A 24,575-nucleotide genomic window follows, 5' to 3' on the forward strand; every position below is an offset into this window, starting at 1 on the left:
ATCTCGGCGAGCAGGTGACCGTAGTCGGGTTCGTCCACGCCCATCATCTGCTGCATCGCCTTCGACGACAGACCCACCTTGTGCCCGACCACCTTGGCGCCGGCCTTCAGGCGACGCTGGATGTTGAGCAGTTGGATCTCGTAGGCGTCGACAACATCGATATCGGGATACCGGTCGACGAGCGGCGCCACGGCGACACGCTTCTCCTCGGCATCGGCGAGTTCATCGGCGAGTTGGGTTCGTACCGCGTCGGGCAGCACGCGGACCTCCTTGGCAGCACGGTCAATGGTGGCCCGGTCGAGCCGGGCCGCGGCCCATGGACCGAGCAGCACAGCCCGGAGGTTCCGGACGTCAAAACTGTAACGGGTTGCGCATCGTTGCGTCAGCCGTTCACCTGACCATACAACGCGACCGGAGGTGATTTCTATAACACGTTCCAGTATGTGTAGGCGAAACGCCGAGGCCACTGGAACAAGTTCCAGTTTTGACTGTCGAACGGGCGGACCCTTCTATAACGTGTTCCACATGAGTGATCGGGAATACGATGTGGTGGTCGTCGGTAGCGGCGCCGCCGGGATGACCGCCGCCCTCGCCGCGGCACACAACGGACTGAGTGTGGTCGTGCTCGAGAAGGCCGCCCACTACGGCGGCTCCACGGCCCGATCCGGCGGTGGCGTCTGGATTCCGGGCAACAAGGCGCTGAAGGCGTCCGGCCGCCCCGATGATCGCGAGAACGCCCGCACCTACCTGCACAGCATCATCGGTGACGTGGTGCCCGTCGAGAAGATCGACACCTACCTCGATCGCGGTGCCGAGGCGTTCGACTTCGTCCTGGACCACACCCCGCTGAAGATGAAGTGGGTTCCCGGCTACTCCGACTACTACCCCGAGGCGCCGGGCGGGCTCGCTCAAGGCCGCTCCTGCGAGCCGACGCCGTTCAACGGCAAGGTGCTCGGCGCTGAACTGGCCAATCTGGAACCGCCGTACGCCAAGGCGCCGCTGAACGTGGTCGTCATGCAGGCCGACTTCGTGCGCCTCAACCTGATCAAGCGCCACCCGAAGGGCATGATGCGCGCGCTACGCGTCGGCGCGCGCACCTACCTGGCCAAGTTCACCGGTAAGCACCTGCTCGGCATGGGCCAGGCGATCATCGCCGCCATGCGCAAGGGCCTGCTCGACGCGGGCGTTCCGGTGCTGCTGAACACCCCGCTCACCGACCTCGTCGTCACCGACGGCCGGGTCACCGGTGTCAAGGCGACCGTCGACGGCGAGCCGGTGACCTTCACCGCGCGCCACGGCGTTGTCCTCGGCAGCGGCGGCTTCGAGCACAACGCCGACATGCGCGCCAAGTACCAGCGACAGCCGATAACCACTGAGTGGACAACCGGTGCCGCGGCCAACACCGGAGATGGCATCGTCGCGGGTATGGCAGCGGGCGCGACGGTCGGGTTCATGGAGGACGCCTGGTGGGGTCCCACCATCTTCAAGGGTGGCAAGCCCTGGTTCGCGCTGGCCGAACGCAATCTGCCGGGCACCATCATGGTCAACGACCGCGGTGAGCGGTTCGGCAACGAGTCGGCGCCGTACGTCGAGGCCGTGCACACCATGTACGGCGGCGAGTACGGGCAGGGCGCGGGACCGGGCGAGAACATCCCGGCCTGGCTGGTGTTCGATCAGCGCTACCGCAACCGCTACATCTTCGCGGGCCTGCAGCCGGGTCAGCGGTTCCCCTCGCGGTGGCTGGAGAACGACTACATCGTCAAGGCCGACAGCATCGAGGAGCTGGCCGAGCGGATCGGTGTGCCCGCCGAGAACCTGGCCGCGACGGTCACCCGGTTCAACGGCTTCGCCGCCACCGGCAAGGACGAGGACTACGGCCGCGGCAACAGCCACTACGACCGCTACTACGGCGACCCGACCGTGAAGCCGAATCCGTGCCTGGCCGAGATCTCGCAGGGCCCGTTCTTCGCGGCCAAGATCGTCCCCGGCGACCTCGGCACCAAGGGTGGCCTCGTCACCGATACCGCCGGACGCGTGCTGCGCGAAGACGATTCGGTGATCGAGGGCCTCTACGCCGCGGGCAACACCAGCGCCCCGGTGATGGGCCACACCTACGCGGGCCCCGGCGCCACCATCGGCCCCGCGATCACCTTCGCCTACCTGGCCGTGCTCGACATCGTCGCCAGGAAGACCGGGGCGAGAGCATGAACGTGAGCCCCATGATCACGATCGGCTATCTCGCCGTCCTCGACATCACCGCGAGCGGGTCGGCGAACGAGACAGGAGACAACCGTGCCCATTGATCCAGCCATCGCACTCGGTGCCGAGCTGCCCGCGCGGGAGTTCAGCTGGACGCCCACCGACGTGCAGCTCTACCACCTCGGTCTCGGCGCGGGCGCGCGGCAGACCGACCCGGTGGAGCTGACCTACCTCGACGACAACGCGCCGCAGGTGCTGCCCACCTTCGCGACGGTGGCGCCGACCCTCGGCGAGACCGAACCGCCGAAGGTGAGCTTCCCCGGCATCGAGATCGACCTGGCCAAGGTCGTGCACGGGCACCAGGAAGTGGTGGTGCACAAGCCGATTCCGGCCAGCGGCAAGGCGACCAGCACCGGCCGGATCAGCGAGATCTGGGACAAGGGCGCCAATGCGGTGATCGTGCAGGAGCACACCGTCGTCGGCTCCGACGGCGAACCGCTGTGGACCGTGCGTTCCTCGATCTTCGCCAGGGGCGAAGGCGGTTTCGGTGGCGAGCGCGGGCCCGGCGCCAAGGCCGCGCTGCCGGAGCGCGCGCCCGACGCGGAGATCCTGACGCCCACGCTGCCCCAGCAGGCCCTGCTCTACCGCCTCTGCGGTGACCGCAACCCGCTGCACTCCGATCCCGAATTCGCCAAGGGCGCGGGCTTTCCCGCCCCGATCCTGCACGGCCTGTGCACCTACGGCGTGGTGTGCAAGGCGCTCACCGACGAACTGCTCGACGGTGACGCGAGCAGGGTCGGCGGGTTCAGGGCCAAGTTCGCCGGGGTGCTGTTCCCGGGCGAGACGCTGCGGATCAAGGTCTGGCGCGTGGGCGAGGAGCTGATCGGCGCCGTCACCGTGGTCGAGCGCGAGGACGCGCCGGTCCTGGGTGAGGTCGCCCTGACGATCGCCTGACCCCCACGCGGATGCCCGCCGGTTCCCCCGACCGGCGGGCATTCTTGTGCCCCAGCGGCCTACGCGGGCCCGTCCGCCATCGCGGCATCGTCGCGTCCGGAGTCACTGTGCACCTCGGGATCGGTCGCGCCCTTGCCCGCGAGCCCGCCGACCAGCAGCGCGTAGATCAGCACGATCAACACCGGCGCGGCCAGCGGCGCCCACACGAGCTCCACCGGGACGAGCGCGGCGGTGGCGGCGGCGATGGTGAACAGCACCGCGCCGCCGACCGACGGAATCGTCGTCGGCACAACGCCTTCCGGCGCGTGCAGGACGGCGGCGTTGAGCAGATAGGTGGTCGCCACCAGCCCGGTCGCCGCGGCGGCGATCACACCCACCTCCGCGAAGGCGAGCACCGCGATCACCACGAGGACGGCGCCCACCGAGGCGGGCCGCCACCACCAGCTCGCGATGACCAGCGCCAGCGCGAGAATCCCGGCGAGCGGCTGGATCAGCGCGACCGCGGCGACCAGCAGCAGGCCGGCGAGCAGGGCGAGGAATCTGGTCATCGGCGCACCCGCACCGTCCGGCGGTGTTGCGGCAGCAGCCGCATGGACTGGTCGAGCCTGGTCTCGGCGGGCCAGGCGATGATGTCGACGCCGACCGAACCCATGTCGCGATACATCGACGCGCGCTCGAGCTGCCACATCCTGGCCATCGTCGGGTCGAGCCCGTCCTCGAACGGGGTGCCGCGCAGGACGTCGACGGCGACCACCACGTGCCCGCGTTTGCGCAGGTCGATCAGGGCCAGCGCGAACTGGGTGTCGAGCAGGGTGGAGAAGGCGACCACGATCGCGCCGATCGGCACCGCGGCGTGCGGGGCCAGGGTGCCGGTGGTCGGGACGTGCTCGTCGCCGACGCCGAGCACGGTGTCGACGATCCGGTAGAACTGCCTGCGGCCGATGTCGGGGCGCAGCCAGCGCGGCGAATCGCCGAGGCACACGACGGCGGTCCGGTCGCCGGCCTGCAGCGTGGACTGCACCACCTGGGCCGCGCCGCGCACCGACAGTTCCAGCGACGCGGTGGCCGGACCCGGCGCCTGCTGCGAGGTGTCGACCAGCACGACCACGTCGGCGGACCGATTGGTGAAGCGTTCGGTGACATAGAGCCTGCCGCGACGCGCGCTGACCGGCCAGTTCACGGTGCGCAGCTGATCGCCGGGGGCGAAGGCGCGGATGTCGGCGTATTCGACGCCGGGGCCGTGCTTGCGGGTGAGATGGGTGCCGATCCGGTCGGGAAGTTCCGTGCGCGGCAAGCGCATTCGCTGCGGATCGGCGATCGGGTACACGTACAGCTTGGCGGCGGGCAGTTCGGCGGTGGCGACCGCGAGCCCGGCCGGGCTCAGCGCGGAAACCTTGACCTGCACGGGATATCGGCCCCAGCGGGTCGCGGACAGGCCGAGCCGCATGCCCGCGGGCGCGGTGCCCGAATCGTGCGCCTCCTCGACCTCGATGTCGAGTCCGGTCAGCGGCACCGTGGTCATCCGCAGCAGCGCGTGCCCCTGTTCGACGAAGGCGACCGCGTTGCAGCCGACCACCTCGCCCTCGAAACAGCGCACCGTGCCGCTGCCGTCGACCTGGATCCTGGTCGGGTTCCGCTGCCACGGCGCGGTGACCAGCACCCCGAGCATCGGCGCGGCGAAGACGACGAGCTGCCACTGCCCGCGCAGGACCGCGACGACCAGCGCGACCGCCGCGCACCCGGCCAGGATGAACACCAGCGGCGCCGGTCGCCACCGCAGGTCGACCTCGACGGTCCTGGATTCGTCGCGGTGCTTCATGTGCTGGTGGCGCGGGGCACCGGTAGACGGCGTAGCAGCTCGGTGATGACGTCCTCACCGCGGATCCGGCGCACCCACATCTCGGGGCGCAGCGTGATGCGGTGCGACATGGCGGGCACCGCGAGCGCCTTGACGTCCTCGGGGATCACGTAGTCGCGCCCGAGCAGCAGCGCTCGCGCCCGCGACATCTGCACCAGGTCGAGCTCGGCGCGCGGACTCGCGCCGACCTCCACCTGCGGGTGGCTGCGGGTCGCCGAGGCCAGCGCCACCACGTAGTTCACGACATCGGGGTGCACGGTGACGAATTCGACCGACTGCCGCATCTCCATCAGGCCCTGCGCGTCGACGACCTGCCCGACCTGCGGCGGGGTGGACCCGCGTTCGAGCCTGCGCCGGATCATCTGCGTCTCGTCCTGCTCGGAGAGATAGCCGAGGCGCAGCTGGATGGCGAACCGGTCGAGCTGGGCCTCCGGCAGCGGGTAGGTGCCCTCGTACTCGATCGGGTTGTCGGTGGCCAGCACGATGAAAGGCTGTGGCAGCAGGAAGGTTTCGCCGTCGATGCTCACCTGACCCTCGGCCATCGCCTCCAGCAGCGCGGCCTGGGTCTTGGGCGGGGTGCGGTTGATCTCGTCGGCGAGCAGCACATTGGTGAACACCGGGCCGCGCCGGAAGTTGAACCGGCCCGAGGACATGTCGTAGATCGTCGAGCCGAGCAGGTCGGCGGGCAGTAGATCGGGTGTGAACTGCACGCGGGTGAAATCGAGGCCGAGCGCGGCGGCGAAGGACCGCGCGATCAGCGTCTTCCCGAGGCCGGGCAGGTCCTCGATGAGGATGTGTCCTCCGGACAGGACGGCGATCATGATGAGCTGCAGCTCATCTCGCTTGCCGACCACGACTCGGCCCAGCTCACGCAGCACGGCGTCGGAGCGCTGGACGGTCACGTTCAACGGCATGGTCATCGGTGGCCTCTAACCCCTCACATCGTCTGCAATCGGCGCAGGATCTCATCCAGCGCCGCCCTACCCGGTGCGCGACCGACCTGGTCGCGCAGTGCCGAGTTCGCCGGATCGACCCAGCGCCACAATTCGGGACCGAACTGCAGTTGTCCGGCGGCCTCGGTGGCGCGCCGGTTCTTGGCGACCCGCAGGCCGGTGGACAGTTCGAACTCCTTGGCGAGCAACGGCCGCAGGTGCCGGTCCCAGTCGGCCCTGGTGCCGTCGGCACGGGCGGTCAGCATGGACGCGCGCGCGTGCCAGCGGCCGAGCATCTCGGCCGGGCCGTTGTCGATGTACTCGGTGAGCGGTTCCTCGCGCACCACCCGCTGCCGCATCGACCAGACCAGCATGGCCAGCGCGACCGCGACCGGCAGGGCCACCGCGAGCAGCACCGCGTCGCGGGCCGTGCGCACCAGCAGCACTTCGAGCGCGGCCACCACGATCACCGCGGTCCAGACGACTCCGGATCGGTTCACGCTGTGTCCTCTCGGCATGCTCGGGCGCCCTGCGTGGTCACGCAAGCTACCGCCTCCGGGCGCTGACCGCTCATGCCGGCACCAACCTTCGCTGCAGATCCGAGAGCACGATGCGCAGCAGCTGTTCGGCGCGCATGCGCTGCCATTCCAGCATCGAGTGCGGGCTGAACCGCGCCTCCTCGAACAGCGCGACCAGCTCGCGGGCCGAAGCGTCGTGCAGCACACCGCTTTCGAAGGCGCGGGCGAGCACTTCCATCGGGGTGTCGGAGGCGAGCGGACGGGCGGCGCGGTCACTGGACAGCCCGCGTTCCATGGCCACGTAACAGGCGATGATGGCGGTGCGTGGATCCTGGCCCGGCGCGTTCATCGCGGCGAGGCCCATCTCGGCGGCCCTGGTGAGCGAGTCGACGGCGCTGGGCGGGGTCTCGGCCTGCGCGGGCGTGGCGGCGGAGGGTTCGCGGCGCGCGGCGGCCGCGACGACGATCAGCCCGAGCAGCGCCAGCACGATCAGCGCGATGGCCAGGGCGGCCGCGATCAGCAGTGCGGTGCCGGTCAGTTCGGCGGGTCCGGTGCCGGGGTCGGGGGCGGGCGCGTCGGTGGGGGTCGGCACCGGGCCGGAGCCCTCGGGCCTGGTCGCCGTGCCCGGCCGCGTGGTCCGCGCGCCGGGCAGCAGGAACAGCGCGGCGACGCCGGCAGCGAAGACCAGGGTGATCGCGGCGAGGACCAGGGGGCCGAGCAGCGCCAGGCGCCGCCAGTTGAAGGGCGGTGTCGCCTCGCGTTCGACCTGCGGCATGGCCAGCGGCAGCCGATGCTGGCTCGCGATCACCCCGGCGACCAGGATGACGATGGACACCAGCAGCAACACCGGCATCACCGCCACCAGCAGGGGCGAGGGCGTGCTGTTCGACGATTCGGTGGATTCGGCGCCTGGCAGATATCCGTGCAGCGCGATCGTGGCAGCGACGAGTAGCGCGATCACGACGATCGCCCGCGTAATGGGCTGACTCACCCCGATCACTGCTGTACCACCAAACCCAAGAGCCTGCACAAAACAGCCACATAGTTACACGCCGGGTGGTGTGCCCGGGAGGAAATCGATACTTCGGATGACCTCCCTTTTATTGTCCTCTCCGCCGGTGTTACACGGTACGAATGGCTGTATCGGCGATATGTGACGTTTCACTGAGTCGGCTGGCCGTGCGGGCCAGGTCGGGCACCGCGGGTACCCCGGCGGTCAGCTCGGCGAGGGGCGCGGCCGCGTGCACGGTGCAGGGCAGGTCGGCGTCGTAGAGCACGTCGATCAGGTTGACCAGGCGCATCGCCTGATCGGGCGGCACCTCGCGCAGGCGCGGGACCGCGCGCAGGGTCCAGCGCCGGAAGCGTCCGGTGAGACGCAGGTAGTCGGCGGCGCCGGTCGGCGCGCCGCAGAGGTCGGCGAAGTCGAAGGTGACCGCGTCGGCGTCGACGGCCAGTGCCCGGACCGAGCGACCGTCGCCCAGGTCGACGGTGATGTCACCGCCGAGCGGGGAAGCCGGGTCGAGGAGGTAGGCGCCCGAGCCGAAACCGCTGCCGCGCCGGGGGCCGAGGGTGCGGTAGTCCAGCGGGCCGTCGAGCGCGACGACGTCGAGGTGCGCCAGGATGCGTTCGATGCTCGGCACGAAACGGTCGTGGAACAGCGGGTTGGGCAGCAGCTCGCGGGGCGCCTGATTCGAGGTGACGACGAGGGTGCGGCGCTGGGCGAACAGGGCGTCGAGCAGGCGGGCGATGAGCATGCCGTCACCGATGTCGTTGACGTGGAACTCGTCGAAGCACACCAGCTCGGCGGTGCCGAGCAGGCTGTCGACGGCCCGGTCGATCGAGCCGAGAACGTGTGTGGCGGTGTGCAGCTCGGCGAAGAAGGCATGGAAGTGGAAGCGGCGCTTGTGTTCCGGATCGGCCGTGGCGAAGAAGCGGTCCATCACCATCGTCTTGCCGCGCCCCGGCCTGCCGTGCAGGTAGACACCGCGCTGCCGCCTGCGCGGCCTGCCGTGCCGATCGAGCAGCGCCGCGAGCCTGTCCGCCGCGGCGACCTGCGCCGGGTCGAGTGTCACCGTCATACCGACCTCCTCGTTCCTCTACAGTTGTAGAGGCAGGCGGAGTCGGCTGACCAGGGAAGGTGACGATGTCCACAGACCGCAGAGCGCGGATCGTGACGGGCGCGATCGAGCTCATCGCTGCACACGGCATCCGCGCACTCACCCACCGCGCCGTCGACACCGCGCTCGCCCTGCCCGCGGGCTCGACCTCGTACTACTTCCGCACGCGACAGGCACTGATCGCGGCGGTCGCCGACGGCATCACCGCGCGCTCCCACGCCGACTTCGTCGCGCTGAGAACGGCGGAGATCAGCTCGACGGCCGACATCGCGCACGGGATCGCCACCTGGCTCGACGAGCTCCTCGCGCGGCGCCGCGACGAACTCGTCGCCAGGCACGCGCTGATCATCGAGGTGCGCGGCGATGCCGACCTCCACGCGCGCCTGGCGAACAGCCTGTTCTCGATGACCGCCGCCACCGACCTGTTCGCTGGCCTCGGCGACCCCGAGCCACGGGCCCGCGCCGCCGACTTCCTCGCGCTGCTGGAGGGTCTTGTCTTCGACCGGCTCGCCGGATTGCGCGCCGACGAGCCCGCTGGGACCGATCACAACGTCGAACAGCTCACCCGCCCGCTCGCCCGGTTTCTGGAGCGTGCCGGACCGGCGCGCTCGTCTGCGCCAACGAATTGACGCGCGGGCTCGCCACCATTCCGAAAGACTCATCTGACGTAGTGCGGCACAGCATATTTCAATTCGACGACCCGGCGAGCGCGATCCCGCACCGGCCTACCGCCAGCCGAACTCCGAATAGGGCGCGTGTGAATTCAGCGCGGCGATGCCGAGTGCCGAATATTCGATCACGTCGTCGGGCAGCTCATCGAGCCCGAACCAGCGCAGTGCATAGCATTTGTCGGGCTCCCGATTAGCCGGCTCACCCTGCCAATCGTCGGCGCGAAAGAACAGGCCGAGCCGCGCGTCCCGGCCGGGTGCGGTGACATGGGCGACGTGGATCAGCCGCAGGGCCGCGGGGTCGATGTCGACACCGACCTCCTCGTTCGCCTCGCGCACGGCGGCGGCCGTGGCGGACTCGCCGGGTTCCAGCTTTCCCGACGGCAGGTGCCAGCGATGGTCGAACTCGTCCCCACTGCGGCGCAGGCTCAGCAGCAGCCTGCCCTCGCGGATCAGGAGCAGGTGAACATCGACGACGTGGCGTGGGAGCACGGCACCGAGCCTACGAAACCGTGATGATCGCGCCCAAGGTCACGATGATCACCATTGGGCCATCCCGTCGACCCGGTGGAGCGGCGGCAATTCCTCACCGGCGGACAGATCGATATCGCGGAGAACGTGTGGATCGGCGCGGGGGCGACCATCCTGCCCGGCGTCAGCATCGGGCGTGATGCCGTGATCGCCGCGGGCGCCGTCGTCGCCGAGGACGTGCCCGCGGCGAGTCTGGTCGCCGGACCGAAGGGCGGTGTGCGCCGCACCTGGTGACCGCGCTAGGCGGTGAGGACCAGGCCCGAGGTGGGGACGCCGGTGCCCGCGGTGACGAGGATGCGCTCGAGCCCGTCGACCTGGTTCACCGAGGTGCCGCGAATCTGGCGCACGCCCTCGGCGATGCCGTTCATGCCGTGGATGTAGGCCTCGCCCAGCTGACCGCCGTGCGTGTTCAGCGGCAGCTTGCCGCCGATCTCGATGGCACCGTCGGCGATGAAGTCCTTGGCCTCGCCGCGGCCACAGAACCCCAGCTCCTCGAGCTGCATGAGCACGAACGGGGTGAAGTGGTCGTAGAGGATCGCGGCCTGCATGTCGGCGGCGCTCAGTCCGCTCTGCGCCCAGAGCTGATCGCCGACAAGACCCATTTCCGGCAGGCCGGTCATGGCGTCGCGGTAGTAGCTGGTCATCACGTACTGGTCGGCGCCGCTGCCCTGCGCGGCGGCCGCGATGATCGCGGGTCGCTGCGGGAGGTCACGCGCGCGCTCGGCGCTGGTGACAACGATGGCGACGCCGCCGTCGGACTCCTGGCAGCAGTCGAGCAGGTGCAGCGGTTCGGCGATCCAGCGCGAATCCTGGTGCTGCTCCAGGGTGATCGGCTTGCCGTAGAAGAAGGCGTTCGGGTTCACCGCGGCGTGCTTGCGGTCGGCCACCGCGACGGCGCCGAAGTCGGCACTGGTCGCGCCGGTGACGTGCATGTACCGGCGCGCGACCATCGCGACCTGCGCGGCGGGCGTGCCGAGGCCCTGCGGGTAGGCCCAGCCCGCGTCGATCCCGGAGGACGTCGGCGCGGCGGCGAGCGCGGGTGAGAACTGGCCGAACCTGGCGCCGGAGCGCTCGTTGAACGCGCGGTAGGCGACCACCACGTCGGCCACGCCGGTGGCCACCGCCATGGCGGCCTGCTGCACGGTCGCGCACGCCGCGCCGCCGCCGTAACCGATGTGGCTGAAGAACTTCAGGCTCGGGATGCCCACCGCCCTGGCCACGGCGGCCTGAGTGTTGGTGTCCATGGTGAAGGTGGTCAGGCCGTCGACATCGGCCGGCGTGAGGCCGGCGTCGGCGAGCGCGGCGCTGACCGCCTCGGCCGCCAACCGCAGCTCACTGCGGCCGGAGTCCTTGGAGAAATCGGTGGCACCGATGCCGACGATCGCGGCTCGCCCGGAGAGGCCGGCGCCCGTCGCTGATCCGCCGCGTGCTGCTGTGCTCATTGCTGCTCCAGATCGGGGTGGACGATGACGGCCGTGGCCGTGATGTGCTCGCCGAGGCTGTCGCGCCCGCGCACATCGATGGTGATCCGCGCGCCGTCGATCGCGGTGACCGTGCCCGAAAGCGTCAGGGTGTCACCGGAATACAGCGGCACGCCAAGGCGCAGCGCGATGGACTTCACCAGCGCGCGCGGCCCGGCCCAATCGGTGACCAGCCGCTGCACGAGACCGGTGTCGGTGAGGATGTTGACGAAGATGTCGTCTGACCCGCGCTGCACCGCCTTGTCGCGGTCGTGGTGCACGTCCTGGAAGTCCCTGGTCGCCAGGGCGGTACTGATCACGAAGGTGGGATCGGCGTGGATCACCAGCTCCGGTAGCGCGGTGCCCACCGCGATGGCGGCGGGGTCGAAAGTCGTAGTCACTAGCGGGTCCTTTCCGGACGGGCAGAACGCGGCGGCACGGCACGATCACCGACGGGGTACCGCGCGCCGACGCCGAGGCCGTCGCGGGAACTGTCGGAGGCGGTGGTCACCGCACGGCCCGCCAGTACGGCAGCACCGTGCCGTCGGGGAGTTTCTCGAAGGCGGCGCGCACCGGCGCCCCGATCGCGACCTCGGACGGATCGATGCCGCGCAGCTCGCCGAGCATGCGCACACCCTCGTCGAGCTCCACCAGCGCGACGACGAACGGCAGTTCACGGCCGGGCACCTTCGGCGCGTGGTGCACGACGAAGCTGAACACGGTGCCGGTGCCGGCCGCGACCACGTAGTCGGTGGTCTCGGCCTTGTCCTGCCACAGGGCGGGCACCGGCGGGTGCCGCAGCGAGCCGTCGGGCAGGCGCTGGATGCGCAGCTCGCCGATTTCGGTACCGGCCCAGAAGAATTCGGTGTCCTTCGAGATCACGGGGCCCACCCGGCCCTCGGGCGCGAGCTCGATGTCGCTCGCCGCGGGCGCGGGCGCGTCCTTGGCGGCAGGCGCGAATTTGAGGATGCGGAACAGCATTTCGGTGACCACCTCGTCACCCACCGACCAGGTGGTGGTGAAGGTGAGGAACCAGCCGTCGCCGAGCCCGGTGCGCTTGGGGCCCTTGAATTCCGAGAGCCTGCTGGTGACGGTCACCTCCTCGCCGGGCTGGAGGTAGCGGTGGTAGGTCTGCTCGCAGTTGGTGCCGACGACGGAGGTGTAGCCCGCCTCGTCCAGCAGCTGCGTCGCCAGGCCGAGCGGGTCGTCGGCGGTGCGCTGACCGTGCAGGCCGTTCATCGTCCACACCTGGGCCATGGCGGGCGGCGCCACGATGCCCGGATGCCCGGCGGCCTTGGCGGCGGCCTCGTCGACGTAGATCGGGTTGGTGTCGCCGATCGCCTCGACCCAGTTGTTGATCATCGGCTGGTTCACCGGGTCGCGCCCGGCCCGCGGCGCCGACTCGCCGGCCGCGGCCAGCTTCGCCAATGCCTCTGGGATGTCTTCTGGGGTGATGCTCTCCGGCACGCCCGGCTCCTTGCTCATCGGGGGACGCGCGGCAGTTCGAGGCCGGCCGAGGCCACCAGTTCGCGCATGATCTCGTTGACGCCGCCGCCGAAGGTGACGACGAGGTTCTGCTTGGTGCGCCGGTCCAGCCAGCCGAGCAGTTCGGCGGTGTCCGGCTCGGCCGGATCGCCGTAGCGGCCGATGATCTCCTCGACCACCCGGCCCGCTTCCTGCAGGGATTCGGTGGAGAAGATCTTGGTGGCCGAGGCGTCGGCGATCACCGTGTTCTGCGCGGCGGCCGGGTCGGCGGCCGCGACCTGCCAGTTCAGCAGTTCGTTGAGCCGCACCATGGTGCGCACCCGGCCCAGCGCGCGACGCACCTCGGGCTCACCGAGCACCCGGTGCGCGGCCGACCAGTCGTGCAGGCGGTCGTAGAGCTGCTCGATCTTGCCCGAGGGGCCGAGACTGACCCGCTCGTGGTTGAGCTGGGTGGTGATCAGCCGCCAGCCGCGGTTCTCCTCGCCGACCAGCATCTCCGCTGGCACGCGCACGTCGTCGAAGTAGGTGGCGTTGGTGTGGTGGGCGCCGTCGCAGGTGATGATCGGCGTCCACGAGTAGCCGGGGTCGGTGGTGTCGACGATCAGGATCGTGATGCCGCGGTGGCGCGACTCGACCGAGCCGGTGCGGCAGGCCAGCCACACGTAGTCGGCCTCGTGCGCGCCGGTGGTGAAGATCTTCTGCCCGTTGACGATCCAGTCGCCGTCGCCGTCACGGACCGCGGTGGTGCGCAGCGCGGCGAGGTCGGTGCCCGCCTCCGGCTCGGAGTAGCCGATGGCGAAATGGATGTCGCCGGAGAGGATTCCGGGCAGGAACTTCTGCTTCTGCGCCTCGGTGCCGTACTTCTGCAGGGTCGGGCCGACGGTCAGCAGGGTCACCAGCGGCAGCGGCACGTCGGCGCGCACCGCCTCGTTGAAGAAGATCTGCTGTTCCATCGGGCCGAAGCCCTGGCCGCCGAATTCCTTCGGCCAGCCGACGCCGAGCCAGCCGTCACGGCCCATCCGGCGCACCACCTCGCGGTAGGCGTCGCCGTGCCGGTTGACCGCCATCTCGGCGTGTTCGGCCGGGGTGACGAGATCGGCGAAATAGGAACGCAATTCCTCGCGCAACCGCCGCTGTTCGGCGGTCAGATCGATGAACATCTTGCTCCCAGAAGGTCGAGGCGCAGGCCCGCGCCGCCGAGCAGACGGGCGAGGTCTTTGGCCTGTGAGTAGTACCGGTGCATCGGGTGGGTGATATCCACACCAAGTCCACCGTGCAGGTGGTGACATTGCTGCATGGCGCGCGGAACTTCGGCGGCCGCCCAGTAGGCGAGCACGTCGAGGTCCTCGTCGATGCGGCGCTGGTGCGCGGGCGAGGAATCGTCCTGGGCCAGTGCCCAGCACGCCGACTCGGCGGCCACGTGCAGGGTCCGCGAGACCACGTACAGGTCGGCGATCTCCTGCGCCACCGCCTGGAATTCGGCCAGCGGCCTGCCGAACTGTTCCCGGGTGCGGACGTGTTCGGCGGTGAGCGTGAGCGCGCCCTTGAGCAGCCCGTCGGCGACCGCGCCGAGGGTGGCCAGAGCGTGCCGGTGCAGGCTGGGCAGCAGATCGGGCAGCAGTTGCGCGGCCGGGATCTCGACCTCGTCGAGCACCAGCGACGCCTCGGGGATGCCCGCCGAGCCCGCCACCGGGACGATCTCCAGACCGGGCGCCACCGATTCGACGAGCGCGACGCCCGCGTCGGTGGGCACCAGGATCCAGCGCGCCTGCTCGGCGTAGATCACGCCGACCTTGCGACCGGTGATGCGCACGGTGTCGCCGTCGCGCACGGCCTTGGTACTCGGCGCGGTGGTGAACGGCGCGCCGGGCTCGTTGAGCGCGGCCGTGAGCACGGTGCCCTTGCCGACCTCGGCGAGCACCAGCCCGGCCAGGTCGTCGGGCAGCACCGGCGCCAGCGGCAGCACGCCGAATCCGAAGGTCGGCAGCGCGGGCACCGCCACCGCGTCGGTGGCCAGCTCCATGAGCAGGGCCGACACCTCGAGCAGACCCATGCCGTCGCCACCGAACCGCTCGGGTACCGGCACCGCGAGCAGGCCGGAGTCGATCAGGCTCGGCCACAATTCCATATCTCGGGCCTGCTCGCGTTCGAGCAGGCTCACGACCACCTCGGCAACAGCGTCGGCGCTTTCGTCGCGGGTGAAGTCCACGGCGTCCTCCCTCATCGAGCTAACTGTCCGCATCGCGCGGCAGGCCGAGAATCCGTTCGGCGGCCACGGTCAACAGGATCTGCTCGGTACCGCCCGCGATGGAGAGACAGCGTGTGAGCAAGAATTCTTTCAGAGCGTCATCTTCCAGGGAGCCTTCTTCGCCAGAAAGTTCCAAGGCGTATTCCGCCAGGTCCTGCCGGTGCCGGACACCGACGAGTTTGCGCACGCTCGCCTGGGCGCCCGCGTCCACTCCGGCCATCGTCGCCTCGGCGATGCGCTGTTCCAGCAACGAGCCAGCAATCGACGAGGAGATCAGGGCGCCGAACCGGTCCTCACGCAACTCTGTTCCCCATCCACCGACCGGGAAACGGTCCAGCAGCGCCTCCAGCGCGCCGCCGATGCCGCCGCCGCCCATGGCGACCCGTTCGGCCGACAGGGTGGTGCGCGCGATCTTCCAGCCGTTGTTCAGCGCGCCGACCAGGCAGTCGTCCGGGACGAAGACCTCGTCGAGGAAAACCTCGCTGAAGCGGGCCTCGCCGGTGATCGTCACCAGCGGGCGCACCTGCACACCGGCGGCGTGCATGTCGACCAGGAAGTAGCTGATCCCGCGATGCTTGGCGGCGGTCGGGTCGGTCCGCGCCAGGCAGATGCCCCAGTTCGCCTCCGAGCCCAGCGAGGTCCAGACCTTCTGGCCGCGCAGCACCCAGCCGCCGTCGACCTTCTCGGCCGTGGTGCGCAGCGCCGCGAGGTCGGAGCCCGCGCCCGGCTCGCTGAACAGCTGGCACCAGGTGACGTCGCCGTGCAGCGTCGGCCAGACATAGCGCTCGATCTGCGCCTCGGTGCCGAAGCGCAGCAGCGTCGGCACCGCCCAGCCGGCGACCGCGAGATCGGGGACCTCGAGCTCGGCCCGGCGCAGCTGTTCGGCGATCTGCAGGCATGTCATCGGATCGGCTTCGCGCCCATACGGTTTCGGCCAGTGCGGCATCACGAACCCGCCCTCGACCAGGGCCCGGCGACGCTGCTCGGGCGCCAGCGCGGCGATGGCGGCGATCTCGGCGGTGAGCGCGGAATCGCCGGCCACGTCACCGAGGACACGCTCGGCACCGGTCGTGCGGCGCTGCCCGGCCCTGGTGAGCTCGGCGACCCTGGCCCGCCAGCGGGCCGAGCCACCCAGCAGCTGACGCAGGGCGCTGGCCCGGCGCAGGTAGAAGTGCGCGTCGTGTTCCCAGGTGAAGCCGATGCCGCCGAGCACCTGGATGGCGTCCTTGGCGGTGTCGACCGCGGCGTCGAGCGCGGTGGCCGCGGCGACGGCGGCGGCGATCGGCAGTTCCGCCCCGCCCTCGTCGATCGCGGCGGCGGCGTCGGCGGCGACCGCGCGGATCAGCTCGGTGCGGCACAGCATCCACGCGCAGATGTGCTTGATCGCCTGGAAGCTGCCGATCGGCTTGCCGAACTGCTCACGGACCTTGGCGTAGTCGACCGCGGTGCGCAGGCACCAGCCCGCGACGCCGGCCAGCTCGGCCACCACGAGGGCGACGAACAGGTCGGCGACGTCCACGTCGGGGGCGAAGCCGCGCGCCGTGGGGACGGCGACCCCGGTCGCCGCGACCTGGGCCAGCGAGACGGTGTGATCCGAGCTCGACAGCGGCGAGATGGTGACGGACGCGGCCGGGATCAGCAGCCAGCGCACCCCGTCGACGGTGTTCGCGGGGACGAGCACCTGGGTCTCGGCGTCGGCGCCGTAGACGAATTCCCATGTCCCGGTGACGGTCCAGCCGTCGTCGGTGTCGACCGCCTTGGCCGCCACCTCGTCGGTCGGCACGGCGACACCGCACGGCTCGGCGCCGGTCACCGCGCCCTGGGTGATCAACCCGGCCAGCGCTGTGGCCAGTACCGGTCCGGCGACCAGGTCGTCGGCGGTCTGTTCCAGGAACACGGCCAGGTCGGCGACCGTTCCGCCGAGGCCGCCGTGCTCCTCGTCGAGCGCGACCTCGAAGAGGCCGAACTCGGTGAGCGCGGGCCAGTACGTGTGCCAGCTTCCGGCACCGCCGGCCCGCATTGTTGCAATCGGCGCGACCGAACTCGCCCAGCCCCGCAGCGACTCCGCGGCGGCTTTATGCTCGTCAGTGGTGGCGATGGTCACAAGAAAAACCGCCCTTCCGGCGTGGCTCCCACTCCTAGAACATGTTCTAATATCCGGGCCGGGTATAAGTCAAGAGACCTGCTCGGCAGACGATTCAGGTGCACTCAGCGAAAGGGTTTCCACGATGGACAGTCCCGCCCCCACGCCCACCGTGACGACACTGTCCGAGGACGAGCTGAGTTCCAACGCGCAGCGCGAACGGCGCAAGCGCATCCTCGACGCCACGCTGGCACTGGCCTCCAAGGGCGGCTACGACGCCGTGCAGATGCGCGCGGTGGCCGAGCGCGCCGACGTCGCCGTCGGCACCCTCTACCGCTACTTCCCGTCCAAGGTGCACCTGCTGGTCTCCGCCCTGGCCAGAGAGTTCGAGCAGTTCGAGGGCAAGCGTCGCCCCCTACCCGGCGACGGCCCGTCCGAGCGCATGCACGGCCTGCTCACCCAGATCACCCGGATGATGCAGCGCGACCCGCTGCTCACCGAGGCCATGACGCGCGCGTTCATGTTCGCCGACGCGTCCGCGGCCGCCGAGGTCGATCGCGTCGGCAAGGTGATGGACCGCGTCTTCGCCCGCGCGATGAGCGACGGCGAGCCCGACGAGCGTCAGCTCGCCATCGCCAGGGTCATCTCCGACGTGTGGCTGTCGAACCTGGTGGCCTGGCTCACCCGCCGTGCCTCGGCGACCGACGTCACAGAGCGCCTCGAGCTCACCGTCGACCTGTTGCTGGGTGATCGCGGGTAACCCATACCCCCAGCGCGCCGAACGGCCATATGCCCTCCTACGGAGGATGTATGGCCGTTCGTGCATATGCCCAGGATTTGCGAGACACCGCGCGCACAACCCGCCGCGCCGCCGGTGCGCCAGAATTGACGCAGTATTGTTTTTCGCGCCCCCTGATCAACTCCCCCGATCACTAGGTTGGATGCGTGAGCGCACAGGATCTGCCCTTGGATGTCCGCCGTGCACTGGCGTCGGTTGCGCGCGTGCCACGGCTCTTGGTTGCTTCGGACTACGACGGGACCATCGCCCCGATCGTGTCCGACCCGACGAAGGCGTTTCCCCATCGGGAATCGGTGAGCGCGCTACGCGCGCTCGCCGGTCTGTCCAACACCACCGCCGCGGTGATTTCCGGTCGCGCGCTACGTGATCTGGCCGCGCTCTCGCGCCTACCGGTCGAGGTGCAGCTGATCGGCAGCCACGGCTCGGAGTTCGACGTGGGCTTCGTGCACGCGATCGACAACGACGCCAAGCAGTTGCTCGCCGAGATCCAGACCGCCTTCGCCCAGATCGCCGCCGAGAACCCCGGCGTCACCGTCGAGACCAAGCCGGCCAGCGCCGCGCTGCACGTGCGCAACGCCAGCCCCGAGATCGGCAGGCGCGCACTGAATTCCGTGCGTCAGGGCCCGGCCTGCTGGGTCGGCGTCCAGGTGACCGAGGGCAAGGCGGTGATCGAGCTCGCGGTGATCCCGACCGACAAGGGCACCGCGCTCGACACCATCCGGCACCAGGAGAGTGCCTCGGCGGCGGTGTTCTTCGGCGACGACGTCACCGACGAGAAGGCCTTCCGCGTGCTGTCCGGGCCCGACGTGGGCATCAAGGTCGGCGAGGGCGAGAGCCTGGCGAAGCTGCGCGTCGGCTCCACCGAGGACGTCGCCCGCGCGCTGGCCTTCCTCGTGGAGGAGCGCCGCACCTGGCTCGCCGGCGCGAGCGCGCCCCGCATCGAGCGGCTGACCATGCTGGCCAGCCCGCGCTCGGTCGCGCTGCTCACCCCCGACGCGACGGTCACCTGGTTCTGCCACCCCGAGCCCGACTCGGCGGCGGTGTTCGCGCACCTGCTCGGCGGCGCGGCCGCCGGACACTTCACGGTCGCGCCCGAACGCGCGGGCCTGCCGCTGTCGCAGCGCTACGTGGACGGCACGATGACCGTCCAGACGCGCTGGTCGAGCCTGCAGGTGATGGACTATCTGCCGCACGACGTGCCCGCCGACCGCACCGACCTGACCCGCGTGATCACCGGCGACGCGAAGGCCGTCGTCACCTTCGCGCCGCGGCCGGAGTTCGGCCAGGTGCCGGTGCGCATCGAGGCGGTGACCGGTGGCCTGCGGGTGAGCGGCACCAACGAACCCATGGTGCTGCGCTCCCCCGGCGTGGAGTGGGAGATCCTGTTCGACGGCGTCAGCGAGCAGGCACGCGCGGTGGTCGATCCGTCGGCCGCGCCCGTCGTCCTCGAACTGCGCTGCGGCACAGCCGATCTGGCGCCGTCGATGACGCCGGAACACCAGCGCAGGCAGCTCGCCGAGCAGTACTGGTCGGAGTGGGCGGCCGGGCTGCAGCTGCCCCCGCTCAAGCCCGATCTGATGAAGCGCTCGGCGCTGACCCTGCGCGGCCTGGTGCACCGCCCGTCCGGCTCCATCCTGGCCGCGGCGACCACCTCGCTGCCCGAGGACATCGGCGGCGTGCGCAACTGGGACTACCGCTACTGCTGGCTGCGCGACGCCTCGCTCACCGCGCAGGCGCTCGTGCACCTCGGCTCGCTGACCGAGGCCGACGAGTTCCTCGGCTGGGTGCACCGGGTGCTCGACACGATCCCCGGCCCCGAGCGGCTGCACCCGCTGTACACGATCTACGGCGAGACGCTGCCGCCGGAAGCCGTCATCGACCTGCTGCCCGGTTACGCGGGCTCGCGGCCGGTTCGCGTGGGCAACGCGGCCAACATGCAGGTGCAGCTCGACGTGTTCGGGCCGATCGTCGACCTGATCACCACGATGGCGCACGAGCGGGAACGTCAGGGCATCACCGAGCCCACCAAGGCACTGCCCGACGCCGACTGGGAGCTGGTGCACGCCATGGTGTCGGCGGTGCAGCGGCGCTGGACCGAGCCCGATCACGGTATCTGGGAGATCCGCGGCAACCCGCGCCACCACGTGTACTCGAAGGTGATGGGCTGGCTCACGATCGATCGCGCATTGACCCTGGCCGAGCGGTTCGACCGCCCGGCCGACCCCGAGTGGGCTCCGCTGCGCGACACCATCGCCGAGGAAGTGAAGGCGAAGGGCTGGAACGAGGAGGTGCAGTCCTACACCGCCGCCTACGACGGCACCGACCTGGACGCCGCGACCCTGCACATCGGCCTGAGCGGCCTGATCGACCCGGCTGACCCGCGCTTCGCGGCGACCGTCGTGGCGACCGAGGCCGAGCTGCGCAGCGGCGCGACGGTCTACCGCTACCACCACGACGACGGCCTGCCCGGCGGCGAGGGCGGTTTCCACCTGTGCGCCGCCTGGCTGGTGGAGGCCTACCTGCTCATCGGCCGACGCTCCGACGCCGAGGCACTGTTCGCCCAGCTCGTCGCCGCGGCCGGCCCCACCGGCCTGCTGAGCGAGGAGTACGACCCGGTCGCCGAGCGTTCCCTCGGCAACCACCCGCAGGCCTACAGCCACCTCGGCCTGCTGCGCTGCGCCCAACTGCTCAGCCAGCCCGCCGACGTGCTGGTCTGACGAACCGTCGACGAAGCCGGGCTCGATTCCCGAGCCCGGCTTTTCGATGCGGTTCGTGCTGGGTACTCGGTCCTGCTAATCTAAAACGGTAACGATTTCCATTATGAGTTTTCGGGTTTGCAGGAGTACCGCGTGAACAGTCGATTCGTCCGCATGTGTGCTGGTCTCACGGTGGGGGCGGCCGTCGCGGTCGGGCTCACTGCCTGTGGGGACGGGTCCAAGGATTCCGAGGGGCTCGCGATCGTCGCCTCCACCAATGTGTGGGGTTCCATCGCGACCGCCGTCGCCGGGCCGGATGTCGAGGTGACCTCGATCATCAGCGATCCCGCCGCTGATCCGCACTCCTTCGAGACCTCGGCCACCGATACCGCCAAGATCAGCGACGCCGACCTGGTGGTGTTCAACGGCGGGCACTACGACGAGTTCATCGAGAAGGCCATCTCCGGCAAGGACAAGCGGACCGTCGAGGCGTTCGAGCAGCGCACCGACAAGAGCGACGAGAACGAGCACGTCTGGTACGACGTGACCACCGTCGCCGCCGTCGCCGACCGGATCGCCGCCCAGCTCGGCGAGCTCGACGGCCCCAACGCCGCCGCCTACACCGAGCGCGCGACGACCTTCAAGAACCAGCTGATCGGCGTCAGCACGATCACCGGCACGATCGCCACCCAGCATCCCAACGCGCCGGTCGCCCAGTCCGAGCCGCTCGCGCACTACCTGCTGGTGGCCGCCACCGCGCAGGACAAGACGCCGCACGAGTTCCAGGAAGCGATCGAGCAGGAGACCGACCCGGCCCCGGCCGCCGTCGCCGCCACCCGCGACCTGATCACCGGCAAGCAGGTCAAGGCGCTCATCTACAACACCCAGACCGAGGACAAGGTGACCCAGGACCTGCGCGCCGCGGCCCAGGGTGCCGGTGTCGCGGTCGTCGAGGTCACCGAAACCCTGCCCGCCGGAATGGATTACGTGCAGTGGCAGACCGCGAACGCCAAGGCGCTCGCCGCGGCACTGCGCTGAGGATCGCCCATGTCGACGACTGAGGAAGCGGCACCGGCCGCCACCGCACCGGCGGACGACACCGCCGCGGCCATCCGGCTGCGCGGCGCCACGCTGTCCTTCGGCGAGCGCACCCTGTGGCGCGAGCTCGACCTCGACGTCGCACCGGGCGAATTCATCGCCGTCCTCGGTCCCAACGGCTCCGGCAAGACCTCGCTGCTGCGGGTGCTGCTGGGCAGGCTCGGCCTGACGGCGGGCACCGCGGAGATCGCGGGCAGGCGCGCCGATGTCGGCAACCCCGGCATCGGCTACATCCCGCAGCAGAAGACCATCGACGCAGGCGTGCAGCTGCGCGGGGTCGACCTGGTCGGCCTCGGCGTCGACGGGCATCGGTGGGGCCTGGGCTGGCGCGGGCGTGGCGAGCGGGCCCGCAAGGTCGAGGCCGCGGTGGCCGCGGTCGGCGCGCAGGAGTTCGCGCACGCGCCGCTGGAAACGCTCTCCGGTGGCGAACAGCAGCGGCTGCGGGTCGCGCAGGCGCTCGTCGGCGATCCGTCGGTGCTGCTGTGCGACGAGCCGCTGCTCAGCCTCGACCTGGCCAATCAGCGGTTGGTCGCCGAACTCGTCGATCGGCGCCGCCGCGAGCACGACACCGCCGTGCTGTTCGTGACCCACGAGATCAATCCGATCCTGCCGCTGGTCGACCGGGTGCTGTACCTGGTCGACGGCGAGTTCCGGATCGGCACCCCCGACGAGGTGATGACCTCGGCCACGCTCTCGGAGCTCTACGGCACCGAGGTCGAGGTGCTGCGGGTGCGCGACCGGCTGGTCGTCGTCGGCACCGGCGACGACATGGACGCGCTCGGCGGTACCGCCTGATGGACAAGCTCACCAAGGTCTGGCAGCAGATGTTCGACATCGGCACCACCGCCGACCTGCTCACCTACGACTTCGTCCAGCAGGCCCTGCTGGCCAGCGCCCTGCTCGGGCTGCTGGCCGGGCTGATCGGGCCGCTGATCGTCAGCAGGCAGATGTCGTTCGCGGTGCACGGCACCAGCGAGCTGTCGCTGACCGGCGCCTCGGCCGCGCTGCTGGCCGGGGTGGGGGTCGGGTTCGGCGCGATCGCCGGTTCGGTGGTCGCCGCGATCCTGTTCGGCTGGCTGGGTTCCCGTGCGCGCGAACGTGATTCGGTGATCGCGGTGGTGCTCTCGTTCGGGCTCGGCCTGTCGGTGCTTTTCCTCTGGCTCGCGCCCGATCGGGCGGGGTCGAAGTTCTCGCTGCTGACCGGGCAGGTCGCCAGCGTCGGCTACGACGGCCTCGCCCTGCTGCTCACCTGCACCGCGGGCGTGCTCGCGGTGCTCTCGGTGGTGTACCGCCCGCTGCTGTTCGCCAGCGCCGATCCCGAGGTCGCGGTGGCGCGCGGCGTTCCGGTGCGGGCGCTGTCGGTGGTGTTCGCGGTACTGCTCGGCATCACCGCCGCGTTCGGCGTGCAGATCGTGGGCGCGCTGCTGGTGCTGGCCATCCTGATCACCCCGGCCGCCGCGGCCGCGCAGGTGACGGCGAGTCCGCTGCGGGCGGCGCTGCTGTCGGTGCTCTTCGCCGAGGTCGCGGCGGTGGGCGGGCTGCTGCTCTCGCTGGCGCCCGGCGTGCCGGTGTCGACCTTCGTCACCGCGATCTCGTTCACCATCTACCTGGTGTGCCGGGTGGTCGGGCACCGCAACCGGCGGCTGACACCGGCCCGCTGAGAATTTGGTGTCACTCGGGGCCGAAATGCCCCGGGCGCCGATGGTCAGCGCGCAAACTACACCTCATGATCGACTTCAGCATTCCGGATGACCTGGCCGCCCTGCGCGATCGTGTCCGCGCGTTCGTCGCCGATCGGATCGTGCCGTTCGAACGCGACCCGCGCCTGACCGCACACGGGCCGACCGACGATCTGCGCGCCGAGCTGGTGGAGCTGGCGCGGGCGGAGAAGCTGCTGACAGTGCAGGCGCCGGTCGAATACGGCGGCCTCGGGCTCTCGCACGTGGAACAGGCCGTCGTCTACGAGGCCGCGGGCTGGTCGACGCTGGGACCGGTCGCGATGAACTGCGCCGCGCCCGACGAGGGCAACATGTTCCTGCTCGGCAAGATCGCCGACCCGGAGCAGGTCGACGAGTTCCTGATGCCGGTGATCCGCGGCGAGCAGCGCTCGGTGTTCGCGATGACCGAGCCGGGCGGCGCGGGCTCCGACCCCGGTCAGCTCAGCACCGAGGCCGTGTTCGACGGCGAGAACTACGTGATCAACGGGCGCAAATGGCTGATCACCGGCGCCGACGGCGCCAAGACCTGGATCATCATGGCCAAGCTCGCGGAAAACCCGCACGTGCCGGCGGGGCCAACGCTGTTCCTCGCCGACGGCGGCGCCGAGGGCATCGTGATCGAGCGGGTCATGAACACGATGGACCGCAACTACGTCGGCGGGCACGCCGTGGTGCGCTTCGAGAACCTCACCCTGCCGCCCTCGGCCGTGCTCGGCCGCACCGGGCAGGCCCTGCGCTACGCCCAGCTGCGGCTGGCGCCCGCCCGGCTGACCCATTGCATGCGCTGGCTGGGCGCGGCCGAACGGGCGCAGAGCATCGCCCTCGACTACGCGCGCACCCGCACCGCCTTCGGCAAGCCGATCGGCGAGCACGAGGGCGTGTCGTTCATGCTGGCCGACAACGAGGTGGCCCTGCACCAGTGCCGGTTGACGATCTGGCACAGCTGCTGGCTGATGGACAAGGGCGAGCAGGCCAGACACGAGTCCTCGATGGCCAAGTCGTACGTGTCCGAGGAGCTGTTCAAGGTCACCGACCGCTGCGTGCAGGTGCTCGGCGGGATCGGCATCAGCGACGAGACGGTGGTGGAGATGCTGTTCCGCGACATGCGCGCCTTCCGCCTCTACGACGGGCCGACCGAGGTGCACAAATACGCCATCGGACGGCACCTGCTGCGGGAGTGAAGCCACCTCCGATCCGGCGGCGGCTAGTAC

Annotated in this window: 23 protein-coding genes and 1 pseudogene; 10 read left to right on the plus strand and 14 right to left on the minus strand. The window is 70.2% G+C overall.

Annotated features, from left to right (window positions below; genetic code table 11):
- Nucleotides 1–260, minus strand: a pseudogene (locus tag AB0H56_RS28030) (2-keto-4-pentenoate hydratase); the annotation flags it as partial.
- Between the two features lie 265 nt (nt 261–525).
- Between AB0H56_RS28030 and kstD the strand changes: the two are divergent.
- Entirely contained in the window at nt 526–2,208 is a 1,683-nt protein-coding gene (gene kstD / locus AB0H56_RS28035; protein ID WP_357168699.1) for a 3-oxosteroid 1-dehydrogenase, read from the plus strand.
- Between the two features lie 84 nt (nt 2,209–2,292).
- Nucleotides 2,293–3,153 carry a MaoC/PaaZ C-terminal domain-containing protein gene (locus tag AB0H56_RS28040; protein ID WP_357168701.1) on the plus strand — a complete coding sequence of 287 codons (861 nt, stop codon included), beginning with the start codon at nt 2,293–2,295 and terminating at the stop codon, nt 3,151–3,153.
- A 59-nt stretch (nt 3,154–3,212) separates the two neighbouring features.
- Here AB0H56_RS28040 and AB0H56_RS28045 read toward each other — a convergent pair whose 3' ends face one another.
- The 6 genes from AB0H56_RS28045 to zapE all read right to left on the minus strand — a co-directional run bounded on the left by AB0H56_RS28045 (nt 3,213) and on the right by zapE (nt 8,539).
- A complete protein-coding gene (locus AB0H56_RS28045) occupies nt 3,213–3,701 on the minus strand; it encodes a hypothetical protein (RefSeq protein WP_357168703.1) in 489 nt (162 codons plus the stop codon).
- Complete coding sequence (locus AB0H56_RS28050) at nt 3,698–4,972, minus strand: DUF58 domain-containing protein (protein WP_357168705.1); 1,275 nt, start codon at nt 4,970–4,972, stop codon at nt 3,698–3,700. The genes AB0H56_RS28045 and AB0H56_RS28050 overlap by 4 nt, the downstream gene beginning before the upstream one ends.
- The gene (locus tag AB0H56_RS28055; RefSeq protein WP_110041341.1) at nt 4,969–5,931 is read right to left on the minus strand and encodes a MoxR family ATPase; all 963 of its coding nucleotides are present in this window, start codon (nt 5,929–5,931) and stop codon (nt 4,969–4,971) included. The genes AB0H56_RS28050 and AB0H56_RS28055 overlap by 4 nt, the downstream gene beginning before the upstream one ends.
- 17 nt (nt 5,932–5,948) lie before the next feature.
- Nucleotides 5,949–6,443: a hypothetical protein gene (locus AB0H56_RS28060; RefSeq protein ID WP_357168707.1), complete on the minus strand. Its 495-nt coding sequence runs from the start codon at nt 6,441–6,443 to the stop codon at nt 5,949–5,951.
- Between the two features lie 70 nt (nt 6,444–6,513).
- Nucleotides 6,514–7,452: a DUF4129 domain-containing protein gene (locus AB0H56_RS28065; RefSeq protein ID WP_357168709.1), complete on the minus strand. Its 939-nt coding sequence runs from the start codon at nt 7,450–7,452 to the stop codon at nt 6,514–6,516.
- A gap of 130 nt (nt 7,453–7,582) precedes the next feature.
- Nucleotides 7,583–8,539 carry a cell division protein ZapE gene (gene zapE, locus AB0H56_RS28070; RefSeq protein ID WP_357168711.1) on the minus strand — a complete coding sequence of 319 codons (957 nt, stop codon included), beginning with the start codon at nt 8,537–8,539 and terminating at the stop codon, nt 7,583–7,585.
- Nucleotides 8,540–8,604: 65 nt separating this feature from the next.
- Here zapE and AB0H56_RS28075 point away from each other — a divergent pair, with 65 nt between their 5' ends.
- Nucleotides 8,605–9,207, plus strand: coding sequence for a transcriptional regulator (locus tag AB0H56_RS28075; protein ID WP_357168713.1), 603 nt, complete (start codon nt 8,605–8,607; stop codon nt 9,205–9,207).
- Between the two features lie 96 nt (nt 9,208–9,303).
- Here the strand turns inward: AB0H56_RS28075 and AB0H56_RS28080 are convergent, their stop codons facing one another.
- Entirely contained in the window at nt 9,304–9,738 is a 435-nt protein-coding gene (locus AB0H56_RS28080; protein ID WP_357168715.1) for an NUDIX domain-containing protein, read from the minus strand.
- A gap of 54 nt (nt 9,739–9,792) precedes the next feature.
- Here AB0H56_RS28080 and AB0H56_RS28085 point away from each other — a divergent pair, with 54 nt between their 5' ends.
- Complete coding sequence (locus tag AB0H56_RS28085) at nt 9,793–10,011, plus strand: DapH/DapD/GlmU-related protein (RefSeq protein WP_357168717.1); 219 nt, start codon at nt 9,793–9,795, stop codon at nt 10,009–10,011.
- Nucleotides 10,012–10,016: 5 nt separating this feature from the next.
- Here the strand turns inward: AB0H56_RS28085 and AB0H56_RS28090 are convergent, their stop codons facing one another.
- The 6 genes from AB0H56_RS28090 to AB0H56_RS28115 form a co-directional block, all read right to left on the minus strand.
- Nucleotides 10,017–11,219 (minus strand): lipid-transfer protein, encoded by a 1,203-nt coding sequence (locus AB0H56_RS28090; RefSeq protein WP_357168719.1) that lies wholly within the window; start codon nt 11,217–11,219, stop codon nt 10,017–10,019.
- Nucleotides 11,216–11,638, minus strand: a complete 423-nt coding sequence (locus tag AB0H56_RS28095; protein WP_357168721.1) for a MaoC family dehydratase — start codon at nt 11,636–11,638, stop codon at nt 11,216–11,218. The genes AB0H56_RS28090 and AB0H56_RS28095 overlap by 4 nt, the downstream gene beginning before the upstream one ends.
- A 106-nt stretch (nt 11,639–11,744) precedes the next feature.
- The gene (locus tag AB0H56_RS28100; RefSeq protein WP_357168723.1) at nt 11,745–12,704 is read right to left on the minus strand and encodes a bifunctional MaoC family dehydratase N-terminal/OB-fold nucleic acid binding domain-containing protein; all 960 of its coding nucleotides are present in this window, start codon (nt 12,702–12,704) and stop codon (nt 11,745–11,747) included.
- A gap of 14 nt (nt 12,705–12,718) precedes the next feature.
- Nucleotides 12,719–13,882, minus strand: coding sequence for an acyl-CoA dehydrogenase family protein (locus tag AB0H56_RS28105; protein ID WP_357168725.1), 1,164 nt, complete (start codon nt 13,880–13,882; stop codon nt 12,719–12,721).
- Nucleotides 13,867–14,946, minus strand: a complete 1,080-nt coding sequence (locus AB0H56_RS28110) for an acyl-CoA dehydrogenase family protein (protein WP_357168727.1) — start codon at nt 14,944–14,946, stop codon at nt 13,867–13,869. Before AB0H56_RS28110 ends, AB0H56_RS28105 begins: the two co-directional genes overlap by 16 nt.
- 4 nt (nt 14,947–14,950) lie before the next feature.
- Nucleotides 14,951–17,074 carry an acyl-CoA dehydrogenase gene (locus tag AB0H56_RS28115; protein WP_357168729.1) on the minus strand — a complete coding sequence of 708 codons (2,124 nt, stop codon included), beginning with the start codon at nt 17,072–17,074 and terminating at the stop codon, nt 14,951–14,953.
- 124 nt (nt 17,075–17,198) lie between these two features.
- Here AB0H56_RS28115 and kstR point away from each other — a divergent pair, with 124 nt between their 5' ends.
- The 6 genes from kstR to AB0H56_RS28145 all read left to right on the plus strand — a co-directional run bounded on the left by kstR (nt 17,199) and on the right by AB0H56_RS28145 (nt 24,545).
- Nucleotides 17,199–17,813 (plus strand): cholesterol catabolism transcriptional regulator KstR, encoded by a 615-nt coding sequence (gene kstR, locus AB0H56_RS28120; RefSeq protein ID WP_019044699.1) that lies wholly within the window; start codon nt 17,199–17,201, stop codon nt 17,811–17,813.
- Nucleotides 17,814–17,998: 185 nt separating this feature from the next.
- Nucleotides 17,999–20,569: a trehalose-phosphatase gene (gene otsB, locus AB0H56_RS28125; protein WP_357168731.1), complete on the plus strand. Its 2,571-nt coding sequence runs from the start codon at nt 17,999–18,001 to the stop codon at nt 20,567–20,569.
- Between the two features lie 153 nt (nt 20,570–20,722).
- On the plus strand, nt 20,723–21,586 hold the full coding sequence (locus AB0H56_RS28130; protein WP_357168843.1) for a zinc ABC transporter substrate-binding protein: 864 nt from the start codon (nt 20,723–20,725) through the stop codon (nt 21,584–21,586).
- Nucleotides 21,587–21,595: 9 nt separating this feature from the next.
- Entirely contained in the window at nt 21,596–22,441 is an 846-nt protein-coding gene (locus AB0H56_RS28135) for an ATP-binding cassette domain-containing protein (RefSeq protein WP_357168733.1), read from the plus strand.
- Entirely contained in the window at nt 22,441–23,307 is an 867-nt protein-coding gene (locus AB0H56_RS28140) for a metal ABC transporter permease (protein ID WP_357168735.1), read from the plus strand. The genes AB0H56_RS28135 and AB0H56_RS28140 overlap by 1 nt, the downstream gene beginning before the upstream one ends.
- Before the next feature lie 65 nt (nt 23,308–23,372).
- A complete protein-coding gene (locus AB0H56_RS28145; RefSeq protein ID WP_357168737.1) occupies nt 23,373–24,545 on the plus strand; it encodes an acyl-CoA dehydrogenase in 1,173 nt (390 codons plus the stop codon).
- Nucleotides 24,546–24,575 lie beyond the last annotated feature (30 nt).

The organism is Nocardia sp. NPDC050717 (assembly GCF_040654275.1).
Classification (GTDB): domain Bacteria; phylum Actinomycetota; class Actinomycetes; order Mycobacteriales; family Mycobacteriaceae; genus Nocardia.

Bases quoted from the DNA above. Each gene is read 5' to 3' on its own strand.
- AB0H56_RS28090 (WP_357168719.1), bottom strand. From the start codon at position 11,219: ATGAGCACAGCAGCACGCGGCGGATCAGCGACGGGCGCCGGCCTCTCC.
- AB0H56_RS28110 (WP_357168727.1), bottom strand. From the start codon at position 14,946: ATGAGGGAGGACGCCGTGGACTTCACCCGCGACGAAAGCGCCGACGCT.
- AB0H56_RS28050 (WP_357168705.1), bottom strand. From the start codon at position 4,972: ATGAAGCACCGCGACGAATCCAGGACCGTCGAGGTCGACCTGCGGTGG.
- AB0H56_RS28145 (WP_357168737.1), top strand. From the start codon at position 23,373: ATGATCGACTTCAGCATTCCGGATGACCTGGCCGCCCTGCGCGATCGT.
- zapE (WP_357168711.1), bottom strand. From the start codon at position 8,539: ATGACGGTGACACTCGACCCGGCGCAGGTCGCCGCGGCGGACAGGCTC.
- kstD (WP_357168699.1), top strand. From the start codon at position 526: ATGAGTGATCGGGAATACGATGTGGTGGTCGTCGGTAGCGGCGCCGCC.
- AB0H56_RS28135 (WP_357168733.1), top strand. From the start codon at position 21,596: ATGTCGACGACTGAGGAAGCGGCACCGGCCGCCACCGCACCGGCGGAC.
- AB0H56_RS28045 (WP_357168703.1), bottom strand. From the start codon at position 3,701: ATGACCAGATTCCTCGCCCTGCTCGCCGGCCTGCTGCTGGTCGCCGCG.
- AB0H56_RS28105 (WP_357168725.1), bottom strand. From the start codon at position 13,882: ATGTTCATCGATCTGACCGCCGAACAGCGGCGGTTGCGCGAGGAATTG.
- AB0H56_RS28055 (WP_110041341.1), bottom strand. From the start codon at position 5,931: ATGACCATGCCGTTGAACGTGACCGTCCAGCGCTCCGACGCCGTGCTG.
- kstR (WP_019044699.1), top strand. From the start codon at position 17,199: ATGGACAGTCCCGCCCCCACGCCCACCGTGACGACACTGTCCGAGGAC.
- AB0H56_RS28130 (WP_357168843.1), top strand. From the start codon at position 20,723: ATGTGTGCTGGTCTCACGGTGGGGGCGGCCGTCGCGGTCGGGCTCACT.
- AB0H56_RS28140 (WP_357168735.1), top strand. From the start codon at position 22,441: ATGGACAAGCTCACCAAGGTCTGGCAGCAGATGTTCGACATCGGCACC.
- AB0H56_RS28075 (WP_357168713.1), top strand. From the start codon at position 8,605: ATGTCCACAGACCGCAGAGCGCGGATCGTGACGGGCGCGATCGAGCTC.